This is a genomic window from Chryseobacterium candidae (assembly GCF_004916905.1).
GTDB classification, from domain to species: Bacteria; Bacteroidota; Bacteroidia; order Flavobacteriales; family Weeksellaceae; genus Chryseobacterium; species Chryseobacterium candidae.
This window is the reverse complement of sequence record NZ_SDLV01000006.1, coordinates 1-14,992: the sequence shown is the minus strand read 5'-3', so window position 1 is coordinate 14,992 and position 14,992 is coordinate 1. Positions and strand designations below refer to the sequence as shown.

The following is a 14,992-nucleotide window of genomic DNA, read 5'->3' as shown; positions in this document are numbered from 1 at the left end:
AACATAGTTCAGAAATGCAGTGAAGAATCTTTTGTATTTTTATAGAGATTCCCCTTCATATTCAGAAGAATAAATTGAAATTACTTTTAAAAATATTTTTTGTACTGTTCTGCGTTTTTACACAAGCGCAGAAGAAGCATTATTGGCTGATTGATACGGAAACCAAAGTCAGAAAAAAGGTAAAAGATTCCACTTCCGCAGTAAAGTTTCTGGATTCATTAGCCCAAAATAATTATTTCTTCACCCAACTGAAAGATGTTAAAGTAAAAGGCGACAGCACTGAAATTTTCTACGATAAAGGCAGGAATTTCAATGAAACATATGTCAACCTTACGGATTCTCTTGTTCAGAAATTAAAGATCCAGAAGGATTTTTTCACTAAAAATCTAGACTCCACCAAGAAGAATATCAACAAAACTTATATTGATGAAGGCTATTCTTTCAGCAGAATCAAATCTAAATACAAAGGGCAGAAAAACGGCTATCCCATTGTAGAACTCGACATCAACAAAAATGATAAAAGAACAATCAACGGATTTGTAGTAAAGGGATACGAAAAAGTTCCCAAAAGGTTCATCAAAAATATGGAAAAGGAGTTCAAAGGTAAAAACTATGATGACAAAAACCTTTTAGCCATCAACAAAACCTTTCAGAGCCATCCTTTTCTGATCCTCGAACGGCAGCCACAAACTTTATTCACAAAAGACTCCACCAGTATTTACCTCTTTCTGGAAAAGAAAAAGACCAATACGTTTGATGGGGTGATTGGTTTTGGAAATGATAAAACCTCCAAGTTTACCTTAAACGGAACGATGAATGTCAATTTCAGGAATATGTTCAATGGTTTTGAAACCGTCAATTTATACTGGCAGAGAAACCCGGATAAAGGGCAGACTTTTGATCTTCGGGTAGATATTCCTTACCTGTTCAAATCAAACGTCGGAATGGATACAAAAGTAAATATCTACAGACAGGACTCAACGTTTGCCAACGTAAAATTCCTGCCTGCTTTTTATTACCATATCAACAACCGAAATAAAATAGGTCTTAGAGGAACTTTGGAAACTTCAACAATTATAGATGAACTCTACACCCAGGGAAAAGACTATAACAAAAAAGGAATAGGGATATGGTTTGAAATGGTAGAACCTACTGACATTGACCTTTTCCTTTATAAAACAAGGATCAATGCCGGATATGACTTTTTGACAACCACTTACTCAAAAGATAATATCAAAGCCAACCAAAATCAGTTCTATTTTTTCGGAGAACACAATTATCATATTTCGGGAAACCACTTTCTGAACATCAAAGCGGAAGGTGCCATGATGGATTCTAAAATAGCATTCTCGGCCAATGAATTATACCGTTTCGGAGGCTGGAATTCCATGCGGGGATTTAATGAAAACTCTCTTGCTGCCGATTTCTTCTATTATGGAAGTCTGGAATACCGGTACCTTATCGGGAATCAGGCCTTCTTTGACGTCTTTGGACAATATGGCCAGCTCAATAATAAATCTTTGAATGTAAAACCCAAACTCTATAGTGTGGGGCTTGGTTTTAATTTCTTCATTCCTATCGGATTGATGAGCTTTCAGCTGTCTAACGGAAATGAGTTTGGAAATCCTTTTAAGTTTAATGATATTAAAATCCACTGGGGAATTCTGAGTAGGTTTTAAAAATAGAAAGGAAGAGGGAAGCTGGAGGCTGGAAGCTATCGAAGTCACAGTTTTACTATCCTGTTGTTTTTATAGAAAAGTTTCTCATCAAAAATCTATTACTGAGGGCTTCAAGAAGTTGGCAACACCAAAATAACTTCCATCTTCCCTCTCCCAGCATCCCTCCTTATATTAATATCTATAAAATAAAGCAAAAGTCTCTATACAAAGAATATTTCCCATTTTACTTATTTATTAATTTTTAATGTTAAAAAATATTAAATCGTATTCTTATTTTAATACATCATTAAAGAACAGGTAACAGTACTCTGCTAAATTTGCCTTCAAAAAAATGAAGAAAACTCTAGCCACTTTTGCCGTTTTTTTACTTCCCCTTTATTTTTCCGCTCAGGAAATTACTATCTCCGGAAATGTAAAATCTGAAAACGGTTCTAGTGTTTCCGGTGTGAACATCACCGACAAAAACACAGGAAAGACTGCTACTACAGATGAAAATGGTAATTTCACCATTTCTGCAAACCCAAAAGATATTCTTGAATTTTTTGCTCCTGATTTTTCTGTTTATACCGTTGAGGTTTCTTCCAAAAAACAGTATTCTGTTGTCTTAAAAAAGCAAAACGAAAAGCAGATTGAAGGCGTTGTTATTACCGCATTAGGTATTGCCAAGAAGAAAGAAAAGATTGGTTATGCCACTCAGGAAGTGGGAACGAAACAGTTTGAAACCATTACTACGCCAAGTATCGGGAATTTATTCTCAGGACAGGTTGCTGGGCTGAATGTTTCCAATCCTACAGGAATGCAGCAGGCTCCGCAGTTTACTTTGAGAGGAAATTCCAATCTCGTTTTTGTGATTGACGGTGTGATTGTTGAAAAAGAGGTTTTCCAGAATTTGGACCCTAACAATATTGAAAACATCAACGTGCTGAAAGGAGCTACCGCTTCTGCTCTCTATGGTTCAAGAGGACGTTACGGAGCTGTTTTGATCACAACAAAAAATGCTAAGAAGAAAGGTTTTTCTGTAGAATTTTCTCAGAATACCATGATCACTGGTGGTTTTACCAATCTTCCGAAAACCCAGACTGAATACGGAAACGGCTCTCATGGCAAATATGAATTCTGGGACGGAGCTGATGGCGGAGTCAACGATGGGGATATGATCTGGGGGCCAAAATTCGTTCCCGGCTTACAGATTGCCCAATGGAACAGTCCAATCAGAGATAAAGTAACAGGACAGGTTGTTCCGTGGTATGGAGCTGTGACAGGAACTCAGTATGATGATAAATCAAGGTATGAAAGAGTTCCGATCGACTGGAAATACCATGATAACTTAAATACATTCTTAAAGCCCGCTGTCATCAACAATAATAATTTTGCGATCAGCTATAGAAATAACAAAGACGTATACAGATTCTCCGGAAATTTCATGAATTATGATGACAGAGTTCCAAACTCTTATCTTCAGAAATACGGAATCAACTTTTCTTCTGAAAATCATCTTGGTGAGAAATTAATCTTTGACACAAAATTCAACTTCAACCAGGCCTTTACGCCTAACATTCCGAACTACGATTACAACCCAAGCGGACATATGTACACCATCCTTATCTGGATGGGAGGTGATGTGGACGGAAAAGCATTGAAAAATCATATGTGGATTCCCGGAAAGGAAGGAAGAGCACAGGCCAACTGGAACTATGCATGGTACAACAACCCATGGTTCGGAGCTGAGTATTACAAGAATCAGAACAGAACCAATATTATCAATGCACAGACAGGTTTAGAGTATAAAGCTACGCAGGATCTTTCGGTAAAAGGGAAAATATCTTTAGTGGAAAACCACAGCAAAACAGAAATATTGAGTCCTTATTCTTACTTCAATTATAGTGCACCGAGAAGCGGAGGTTATATTTTGAAAGATAATAAAACATGGAACCTTAACTACGATGTCCTGGCGACTTACAAGAAAAAAATATCTGAAAACTTTGATTTCACCATCAACGCCGGAGGTTCAGCTTTTTACTATAAAAACAACAAAAATGAAAGATCTACGGACGGATTGAAAATTCCTGAAGTGTACACTTTTGAAAACTCTATCGGAGCGCTTAAAAATTATATGTATTTGAAGGAAAAGTTAATTTACAGTGCTTATTCAACCATTGATATCGGATTATACAATGCTTTCTTCATCAATATTTCCGGACGTAACGACTGGTCTTCTACACTGCCTAAGGCCAACAGATCTTACTTCTACCCTTCTGCTTCCATCAGTGCCGTTATTTCAAACCTGGTAAAATTACCGGAGTCTGTCAATATGCTGAAACTTTCCGCATCATGGGCCAAAGTAGCGTATGACTTCCAGCCCTATTCCATAAGAAATTATTACCTGAACAATGGGGGAATCACATTCAATGGAAATCCTACTTATTATTTTCCAACAACGCTGAATGTTGAAAATATGCTGAAACCTGAGCAGACAAAATCTTATGAATTAGGATTAAGTGCCGGTTTCCTTAATAACAGAATTACTTTCGATGCCACGTATTTCAGAACATTAGATTATAATAATATCCTTCAGTTCCCGGCTGCTGAATCATCAGGCTTCACCTCACAATATGTAAACGGAAATGAATATACTACGAAAGGATTTGAAGTTTCCCTTGGTTTAGTTCCGGTAAAAACTGCTGATTTCAGTTGGAAAACATTGATCAACTGGAGTACTTATGAGCAAAAGCTGACTTCCATTTATGATAATATGCCGAACTACAACAACATTAAGTTGGGAGAAAGAATGGACAGCTATTATGACTATACATGGCAAAAATCTCCGGATGGAAAAGTTATTCTTGATGCTAATACAGGAATGCCGACAAGAGCTAATACCCCAAGTAACCTGGGACACTTCAACCCAGACTGGACTTTCGGTTTCAACAACACTTTTAAATATAAAAAGTTTACTTTAAACATCGGAATTGACGGAAGCATCGGTGGGGTGATGAGGTCTCAGGTGGTGGAAAAAATGTGGTGGGGAGGAAAACATCCTAATTCTGTAGCATACAGGGATCTTGAGTATGCGAATCCGGGAACGTATTATTTTGTACCGGATGGAGTTAACTACAATCCCGCAACCGGGCTTTATACACCACACACAAAAGCAATCAGCTATCAGGACTGGGCACAAAATTATCCCTACCGTGCAAGAGTAACGCAGGATGAGAGTGAAGAATTTGCCAACGTTTTCGACAGAACCTTCGTTAAGTTGAGATCTGTTGTTCTGGAATATGATTTCTCGTCATTACTGAATCCGAAAGGAATGGTAAAAGGCTTCACTGCCAATATTTCTGCCTATAATTTAGCCATGTGGAAAAAATCAAAGAATCTTTACTCCGATCCTGATTTCCAGATCAAAACAGGAAGAGAAGGTGATGTAAGCAATGATATTCAGGATCCTTCCAGCAGATGGTTTGGAATAGGTTTTAATCTTAAGTTTTAACTAAAAAGTACGTCTAGAAAATGAAAAATACTATAAACAAAGTGAAAAGGCAAAAAGGTAAAACAGCATTATGGATGATGAAATCTATATTTGCAGCCGGGCTTCTGACGTTAGCATCATGTGAATCCAACCTTGATACAATTAATGAAAACCCGAATGACCAGGCCAGTATTGATCCCAAAAATCTTCTGACCTATGTTTCACAATACACCTTCAAAGTGGATGGAGATAATATGTACGCTTCAAGAATGATGATTGGTACTGATGGCGAAAATTCTTATCAGTATATGAAATGGAATGATTTATCCTTTGAAGTTTACACAAAAGGACTTCTGAATACAGGGAAAATGATGCAGGAAGCAGAGAAAAGAGGAAACAAAAATTATCTGGCTATCGGAAAATTTCTTAGAGCCTATCATTTCTTCAACATCAGTTTGAAAGTTGGAAGTGCTCCGTATTCTGAAGCGGCAAAGGGTGAATCCGGGATTACACAACCCAAATATGATACTCAGGAAGCGATCATGGCCGGGATTTTATCAGAACTCAAAGAAGCCAATGATCTTATTAATACCAACGATAAAATTGAAGGAGATATTGTCTACAACGGAGATGCTTTAAAGTGGAAAAAACTGATCAATTCATTCCGCCTGAAAATACTGATCACTTTATCTAAGAAAACTACAGTAGGAAGTTATAATATTGCTGCAGAATTTGCTTCAATTGCAGGAAGCCAGTCTATAATGACCTCCATTGCAGATAATGGTGAACTTAAGTTTGCTGATGCTGCTGACAGCAGATACACCATGTTTAATAATAGCGGATATGGTTCGGGTTTGTACATGGCAGATTATTTCATTAATATGTTTAAAGACAGACATGATCCGCGTTTGTTTACATTTGCGGCACAAACTACCGGAGCAAAAGAAGCCGGAAAAGCGATCACAGATTATACAGCTTATAACGGAGGAAATCCTACGTCACCTTATTCTGATAATGCTGCTTTGATCACAGCAAAAAATATCTCTAAAGTAAACGACCGTTTTTATAAAGATCCTACCAATGAGCCTGCTTCTGTATTGAGTTATTCAGAACTTGAGTTTATTCTGGCCGAAGCTGCGGCAAGAGGCTGGATTTCCGGATCTGCAAAAACACATTATGACAACGCAATCAAAGCGAGTTTCAGTTTTTATCAGACCTATGTAAAAAATCCGGGACAATATTTCTCAGGCTTTGATGTGAATCAATATCTGGCAACTCCTTTAGTGGTTTATAATAATGCTGATCCACTACAAACACAGCTGGAGAAGATCATGACCCAAAAATACATGACCATGTTCCATCAGGCACAGTGGACTTCATATTATGACTATTTAAGAACAGGTTATCCTAACTATCCTTTAAAAGCAGGAGTTGCAGCACCTTTCAGATTCAGATATCCGCAGTCTGAGTATAATTACAACAGCAATAATTTAAAGGCTGCATTAGCCGCTCAGTATGGAGGGAATGATAATATCAATTCCAAACCCTGGTGGCTGCAATAAAAACATGATTATTTTTATATAAAACAAAGAAATCGCAGGAAAATCCTATTAACTTGCGGTTTCTTTCTTATTACGATTGAACATGAACAGAAGAGAATTTTTAGAGAAATCAAGTCTTTTATTAGCTGGATTAGGAACTTCAAATGTTCTGCATCCTTCTATTTTAAAAGCTTTAGCCATTGATCCTGCTGCGCAGTCTACGTTTTATGATGCAGAACATGTTGTCATCCTGATGCAGGAGAACCGTTCATTTGATCACGCTTTCGGGGCCCTTAAAGGAGTAAGAGGCTTTTTGGATAAAAGAGCTTTTGTAAAACAGGATGGACATTCTGTTTTCTTTCAAAAAAATGACGAAGGGAAATATGCTTCTCCTGCCCGACTGGATTTAAGAAATACAAAATCTACCTGGATGAGCTCACTTCCACATTCATGGGCTGATCAGCAAAAAGCATTGAACAAAGGAAAATTTGACCAATGGCTTCAGGCGAAAGCCTCAGGAAATAAAGATTACAAGAATATTCCGCTTACCTTAGGATATTACAACCGTGAAGACCTTCCGTTTTATTATCAGCTGGCAGATGCATTTACCATATTCGATCAGTATTTCTGCTCTTCACTTACCGGAACTACTCCCAACAGATTATTCCTTTGGTCCGGAACTTTGAGAGAACAGCAAAACGGAAAAGTAAAGGCCAATGTTGTTAATGAAAACATTGATTATGACAAGGCAAAACAGGCAAAATGGAAAAGCTTCCCGGAGATTTTAGAGCAGCAAAATGTTTCGTGGAGAATTTATCAGAACGAGATCAGTCTTCCAAAGGGAATGTCCGGCGAACAGGAAGCCTGGTTAAGCAATTTTACAGATAACCCGATTGAGTGGTTTTCAAAATTCAACGTTAAGTTTTCAAAAGGATACCATCAGAATATTCCTAATATCATTACCTATCTGAAAGGGGAAATTGAAAAAAATCCTGGTCAGAAACAAAGGCTGGAGGCTATGCTGGCGGAAGTACAGGAAGATCAGGTGAAATACCATCCTGATAATTATTCCAGGCTTTCAAAGGAAGAAAAAAACCTTCACGAAAAAGCATTTACAACCAATTCCCACGATCCGGATTACTGGAAACTTGAAATCGGAAAGGATGAAAACGGAGAAAGACTGGTTGTTCCTGAAGGAGATGTACTTTTTCAGTTCCGAAAAGATGTGGAAGAGAAAAAGCTTCCATTGGTTTCCTGGCTTGTGGCTCCTGAACATTTCTCAGATCATCCAGGATCGCCTTGGTACGGAGCCTGGTATATTTCTGAGGTTTTAAATATTCTTACCAAAGATCCTGAAACATGGAAAAAAACCATATTCATCATCAATTACGATGAAAACGATGGATATTTTGATCATGTGCTGCCTTTCGCACCACCGGTGAATCCAAACCAGCCCGTTGACATGAATGGAAAAGAAGGAGTGGAATATGTAGATCAGTCTCAGGAATACATGAGCAATCCTTCTTTAAAAAGCTATGAAAAAGTGGAAGGAACTGTTGGTTTAGGCTATAGAGTTCCTATGATCATTGCTTCACCATGGACCAAAGGAGGTTTTGTCAATTCCGAAGTATCGGATCATACTTCTGTGCTGCAGTTTCTGGAGAAATTCATTATGAAGAAATTCAAAAAGAATGTACATGTTGATAATATCAGTGACTGGAGAAGGGCGGTATGTGGGGATCTTACATCAGCTTTCAATTCTTCCAGCGTGAAAGTTCCGAAAATGGATTATCTGAATCAGAAGGATTACGCTAAAACCATCAATGCAGCTAAAAATAAACCAGTTCCTGATCTGAAATGGTATTCTGAAGATCAACTTAATGATAGTTTGCTTGACATTCAGGAAAGAGGGCTGAAGCCATCCAACCCGCTGCCTTATCATTTCCATGTCAATTTGGAAGGCGATCATATAAAAATGACTAATCTGAAAGAAAATGGAGTCCCTTTGCTTGTTTATGACAGGACTCAGTTTAACAGTAATAATTATCATTTTTCATATGCCTTATATTCCAGACAAAATTTATCCCATGCTGTGCATTCCGGAGCCTATGACTATGAAATTTTCGGTCCCAATGGCTTTTTCAGGAAATTTCAGGGAAGTATTTCTCCGGAAATAGAGATAATTTTAGAAAATATAACAGCAAAAAACCAGGTTGAGCTGACTGTAAGAAGTAACAAAAAGAAAAATTTCTCCATCAGCCTGGAAAATTTGTACACAAAAAATAAAAAAACAATTCCTGTAGAAAAATCAGAAGAAAAAATAATTATCGATCTTGATAAATTTAAAGGGTGGTATGATTTGAAAATCTCGTCAAACGAGCATCTGTGGCACTTTGCCGGACGTATTGAGACCGGAAAAGCTTCTGTTTCTGATCCGCATTGGGCGTAAAAAATTCTTTTAATATTGATAAAAACCTGTACAAATTTGTATAGGTTTTTTTTGACTTATCCTGTTAAAGAATATTTCAATTAAAATACATTACGCAATGTAAATACTTATTAATATAAAAATTATTATATATTTTATTCAATGTATTCCGAATTTCGTTATATTCACTCTACTAATTATCACCATCATGAAAAAATTAAATTTGACTATTGCAGCGTCTTTATTTGCGTTTGCTCTATCCGGGAATCTGAGCGCACAGGACATCAATACAGACAACCATACGGTTACCATTTCTATTCCCGAAGTTGCATTGGTAGATATTGAACCGGCAGCGACAAAAAACATCACTCTTGGATTCACGGCTCCTACTGAAGCAGGAAGTCCTATTATTCCGGATGCAGCCAACACTACTTTATGGCTTAACTATTCTTCTATTAAATCTGTTGCAGACCCTACACGTAATGTAAGTGTAAAAATGAATGCCATTATTCCTGGAGTAGATCTTAACGTAACTGCTGCTGCTGCTACCGGATCCGGAGCAGGAACACTGGGAACATCTGCAGGCCTTCTGACATTAAGTGCAGCCGACCAGACTATTATTTCCGGAATCGGAAGTGCTTATACCGGTAACGGAGCCAATAACGGACACAATCTTACCTACGCTCTTGCTGCAGGAAGTGGTCCTGGAGGAGTAGCAGCTTATGCCGATTTACAAGCTACAGCTACGGTTGCTGCCACCGTTACCTATACGATATCAGACAATTAGAATTTAACTAAAATTCAATTTTGCCTTTCAAAAACAAGAAGAAGCTGTTATTCAGTTTCTTCCTGGCTTTGTATTATTAATGATTTAACTTCAAACTTTACATCATGATAAAGCGTATCCTTATTTTGATCACCCTGATTTTGCAGTTCAGCCTTTTACATGCCGGTATTGTGATTCTCAACGGGCTTACGCATTCTTACAAAATAGAAAACGGAAAGGTGTATAAAGGAAAAGTTGCTATTGAAAACACAGGCAGCATCCCTCAAAGTGTAAAAATATTTTTACAGGATTATACCTACCATGCAGACGGAACCATCAATTATACAGCATTACGTACCAATAAACGCAGTAATGGAGAATGGCTAAAGCTCAATACCAATCTTGTTACTCTTAAAGGTAAGGAAAAGACTGAGATATTTTATGAAATAACAGTTCCCAATCAGGCAATGGATCCGGGAAGCTATTGGAGTGTGATCATTGTAGAACCGGTAGAAGAGATAAAACCCAGCGACAATAAACCGGGAGTGAGCATCACTTCTGTTATACGATATGCCATTCAGGTCATTACAGATGTTGAAGCAGAAAAGGGCCAACCGGACCTTAAGTTTGAAAATGTAAAAGTGGAAAAACAGGAGGGAAAGCAGACAGCAAAGATAGCAATAGCCAATCATGGTAATCTTTACTGTAAACCGACAGCTTCTATTGAAATCTATAACCGGAAAACGGGTGAAAAGATGGGAACTTATTCAAGTTTAACGATGGGACTTTTGCCAGATACCTCCAAGACATTTTACATTGATATCAGTAGATTACCCCCTGACAAATACAAAGCAACTATCATAGCGACGGATGAAGAAGAGAATGCTTTTGCACTCAATGTGGAATTAGAAGTAAAAAATGATTAGAACTTGGACTTTATTTATTATCATATCAATATTCCCGGTATTTATTTTTTCCCAAGAGCAATCCGACAGATTGGTCAGTAAAAAAGATAGTTTAATGCCGGGAATGTCTACTTCTATTCCCTTCACTTTAGAAAATAATTCGACGGAAACCAAAATATATGATATTTCAGTTGTCACTTCAAGTTCTTCAATAAATCCTATTTTAGCAAAGGGAGAATTTCAGATTCTGCCTTATGAAACATCGGTATATCTGGTTCCTTTACGGATCGGTACTGAAACAGGACAGGGTATTTATTCTGTCACTCTGAACATTACAGACCGTAATAATGGAACAGCTTTTACACAAAGTTCAAAAATTGTAGTTTCCGGAAGCAGAAAGCTTATGGTTACGGTTTTAAATATACCTGAATTTGTAAGAGCTGGAGAAACGGTCCGTGCATCTTTTCTTTTAAAAAACAATGGTAATATAACGGAAAGTATCGTTATTGAAAGTAAAAATGCTGTTATTGATAATGAATCATCTCTTGTTCTTGCACCCAATGAATCCAAAATCATTACGATTCACAAAGTAACAAGTTCTGAACTTGCTCAGAATGAATTTCAGAACCTAAATCTTTCGGTACATCCGAGGAATAATCCCAAAGAAACTCAGGATGTCTATGCAACCACTCAGGTGATATCAGTAAAACCCTCTGAAAACGATATTTATCACAGACTGCCTGTTGCTTTCTCTTTATCTTTCATTGGAATGCAGAATATGGGCGTTTATAATGATGGTTTTCAAGGTGAAATTTACGGAAAAGGAACACTTGATAAAGACAATAAGAATCAGATTGAATTTAGGGCTGTCACTCACAATCCGGTAGAGCTTAATACATTCACCCAATATGAGGAATATTTTGTGAATTATAAACGGGATAAGTTTTTTCTTCACCTTGGCGATAAAACCTACTCTTCTTCTTATCTTACAGAATTTGCAAGATATGGACGCGGGGCAGAAATCCGATATGATTTTAATAAAGTAAGCTTAGGCGGCTTCTATAATCATCCCAGATTCTTCCGAGATATTAAAGATGAATTTAATATTTTTTCAGCGTTTAAAATCCGAAAAGAATCTGAAGTATCTGTAGGATATCTTTACAAAACTCCTAGGAAAGAAGAAATCCGATCTGGAGATGTAAAACTTGACTCAGATGCTCATCTGCCTTATGCTAAAGGGAAATTTAAAGTTTCAAAAAATATTAATCTTTCCGGGGAACTGGCATACAGTACAACACAAAAAACAAATGGAACAGCTTATTTATTACAGGCAGAAGCCATTTTAAAAAAATTGAACGGAAGTCTGATGTACATGAGAGCCAGTCCTGATTTTGCAGGATATTTTACCAATACAAATACCTTTAACGGTAATATTTATTACAATATCACCAAAAAGATCAGCATATTTGCCAATTACATGCAGGATGCCAAAAACTTCCAGAGAGATACCCTGTTACTGGCAGCCCCCTACAGAAAGTATTTTCAATATGGAGTACAGTACAAATATCTGCCTAGTGGTTTCATTATTCTTAATAACGGGTATCAAACCTATAAAGATCGTTTAGAACCTAAACAGTTTGATTATTATGAACGTTATTTCAAAGTGAGTATTAATCAACAGATAGGAGTATTTCAGGTAAATGTAGATGGACAATTCGGGAAAACAGATAATTATCTGACTGGATTTAGTGGAAATTCGAGTTTCTATTCTGCCAACCTTTCATTTCAAAAATTCAAAACATCTTTTAACATCTTCGGAAGCTATGCTATAAGCTCAAGATATCAGCTTCAGAATCAGAAAAGCCTTTACTACGGAGCAAGAATTTATAGTCAGCTTTCTGATAAAACCAGCTTAAGCATCTTTTATCAGAACAATTATATGCCTGAGGAATATTTCAAAGACAGAAATCTGTTTGAACTTCTTTTTCATCAGCAATTATTTCCTGGAAACGAACTTGACCTTTCCGGAAGATATTCATTGCAAAGAGGAGAAATTGGAGATAAAGATTTCATATTCTCTATGCGCTATACATGGCGGCCTAACATACCTGTACAGAAAATTGCCGATTATATTTCACTCTCTGGAAATGTAAGCAACTTAGGTATAAAAAAAACTGAGGGAATAAGATTAATACTTGGAAGTTACCTATCCGTTACCGATAAGGATGGAAATTATATGTTTAAAAATGTTATCCCGGGTAATTATTTTCTTGAAATAGACCGTTCCACCACAGAAATCAATGATATTCCAACCCAAACTTTTCCAGCCTCCCTTTCATTGATGAATAAAGAGCATACTTTTAATTTCGGATTAACAACCGCAGCAAATGTTAAGGGCCAGGTTAATTTCCTGGAAACCGGAGAAAAAGACCAGCCAGATTCCGGGCAACAATTATCTTTAAAAGGAAAGAAGAAAAGGGAAAGTATCATTGTAGAAGCTAGCAGCCATGATCAGACTTTTCGTAAGGTATGCTACATCGGAGAAGATTTTGATTTCACTTATCTACGTCCGGGAGACTGGATTGTAAAAGTTTATCGTAATGGGTTGGATAAACGCTATAAAATCTCAACAGACCAATTTCTGTTTACTTTACAACCATCAGAAACAAAGAAATTAAACATCAATATTATTAAACAACAGATAGAGATCAAATATCAAAAGGAATCCTTGAAAGTAGGATATAATGAAATAAAAAAGAAGAAATGATTCTGATCCGTTCCATATTATTAATTGTATTTTGTACTGTATACAGTTCAACCTATTCCCAGACTGCAAGTACTACCGTTACTTTGACTTTACCCAAAGTAACTTTAATGGATATTGAACCTACAGGAAGCATAACTTTAAATTTTACACGCCCTACCGAGGCCGGAAATGCTCTGGTAGCTCCAGCACCCAATACGTCAAAGTGGATCAACTATACATCTGCTATCGCTTCCGGAGGACTTACCAGAAGAATTACAGCATCAGTAAATACAGTTATTCCAGGTGTTAATATAAGAATTCAGGCAGCTGCAGCTTCCGGAGCCGGAGGTGGAACATTGGGAACATCTGCAGGGCAGGTTATCCTTACAACCACTCCAACTACGATTATTAGTGGTATTGGAGGAGCATATACAGGAAATGGAGCGAATAACGGCCATGCCCTCACCATTTCACTTGCCACTAGTACTTATGGCAATTTACAGGCACAGACCAATACAGCTATTGTTATCACCTACACCATTACAGAATAAAATTAAAAAATGAAAATTAAAAGTCCTTTTCTCAAAGAACAGTTCTTAAAAAGACATCTATACATTATTGCTTTAATAATGGGAAATTACCTTGAGGGGCAAACCATAAATATTACAGGATCTAACTGGAATGCAAGTGCACCCACCATCACTGAAGCGGGAACCAACTATACCGGAACTTACGATAATCCTGGCTTACTCACATTGTCGGGTCATTTACCAGGATCTTTCCTGAATCTTCTTGGTAGCTCTGGTGCCAAAATCAGTATGCAATATCTTCCTACCAACTGGAACAGCTCTCTGAAACTTTATGCAAAAAGAAGTGGTGGATCAGCAACTATCAACGGGCTTTGTTTGCTTTGTTCCGTTACATTTTCTGGAGGAACGGCGAATTATATAGAAATACCTCAGTCCAGTGCAGTAACACTTTCTACAATTACATTTGGTGGAGTATTAGGCGTTAACAACAGTGTAGACTACTCAGCTATAAATGTACAATTACAAATAGGTGGTGTATCTGTAACAATTCCTGCGGCAACGTATAGCGCACAAATAGTTTTTACAATCGCAGCAAACTAAGTGTCTTTTGTAAATTCAAAATCAAAATGCTGTAAATGGAACCACTTCTTTACAGAGGTGGTTTTTTATTTCTTTTGGGTTTAAATAAAGTATATTTGAGCTACGCGGACATATTTATCAGGAAATTTTGTACTTCTTATTCGTGATAATCTATTTATGAGCTTAAAAAAGGGAGGGATATCATTCTGCCAATAGAATTAGATAAACTTCTTTTTTCAATGGTGCTATTGCTATTCCAATGGTGTTTTTCTTTTTCATTTGCGCCGTTTCTTTCTACTGTATCATTCCGCAGGAATCCAGGCTTGTTTATTAGAAGCTTATATTTTGT

Annotated in this window: 9 protein-coding genes; all 9 read left to right on the top strand. The window is 37.1% G+C overall.

The window, feature by feature from the left end:
* Positions 1-74: 74 nt before the first annotated feature.
* A complete protein-coding gene (locus tag EK417_RS03615) occupies positions 75-1,679 on the top strand; it encodes an autotransporter assembly complex protein TamA (protein ID WP_136521361.1) in 1,605 nt (534 codons plus the stop codon).
* A 331-nt stretch (positions 1,680-2,010) separates the two neighbouring features.
* Positions 2,011-5,169, top strand: a complete 3,159-nt coding sequence (locus tag EK417_RS03610) for a SusC/RagA family TonB-linked outer membrane protein (RefSeq protein WP_110368097.1) — start codon at positions 2,011-2,013, stop codon at positions 5,167-5,169.
* Positions 5,170-5,189: 20 nt separating this feature from the next.
* Complete coding sequence (locus EK417_RS03605; protein ID WP_228457882.1) at positions 5,190-6,710, top strand: SusD/RagB family nutrient-binding outer membrane lipoprotein; 1,521 nt, start codon at positions 5,190-5,192, stop codon at positions 6,708-6,710.
* Positions 6,711-6,792: 82 nt separating this feature from the next.
* A complete protein-coding gene (locus tag EK417_RS03600; protein ID WP_136521360.1) occupies positions 6,793-9,138 on the top strand; it encodes a phosphocholine-specific phospholipase C in 2,346 nt (781 codons plus the stop codon).
* Positions 9,139-9,325: 187 nt separating this feature from the next.
* On the top strand, positions 9,326-9,904 hold the full coding sequence (locus EK417_RS03595) for a hypothetical protein (protein ID WP_076594846.1): 579 nt from the start codon (positions 9,326-9,328) through the stop codon (positions 9,902-9,904).
* A 104-nt stretch (positions 9,905-10,008) separates the two neighbouring features.
* On the top strand, positions 10,009-10,809 hold the full coding sequence (locus tag EK417_RS03590; RefSeq protein WP_136521359.1) for a WxL protein host-binding domain-containing protein: 801 nt from the start codon (positions 10,009-10,011) through the stop codon (positions 10,807-10,809).
* The gene (locus EK417_RS03585) at positions 10,802-13,555 is read left to right on the top strand and encodes a COG1470 family protein (protein ID WP_136521358.1); all 2,754 of its coding nucleotides are present in this window, start codon (positions 10,802-10,804) and stop codon (positions 13,553-13,555) included. Before EK417_RS03590 ends, EK417_RS03585 begins: the two co-directional genes overlap by 8 nt.
* On the top strand, positions 13,552-14,085 hold the full coding sequence (locus EK417_RS03580; RefSeq protein ID WP_076594843.1) for a hypothetical protein: 534 nt from the start codon (positions 13,552-13,554) through the stop codon (positions 14,083-14,085). The genes EK417_RS03585 and EK417_RS03580 overlap by 4 nt, the downstream gene beginning before the upstream one ends.
* Before the next feature lie 9 nt (positions 14,086-14,094).
* The gene (locus EK417_RS03575) at positions 14,095-14,664 is read left to right on the top strand and encodes a hypothetical protein (RefSeq protein WP_136521357.1); all 570 of its coding nucleotides are present in this window, start codon (positions 14,095-14,097) and stop codon (positions 14,662-14,664) included.
* Positions 14,665-14,992: the final 328 nt, after the last annotated feature.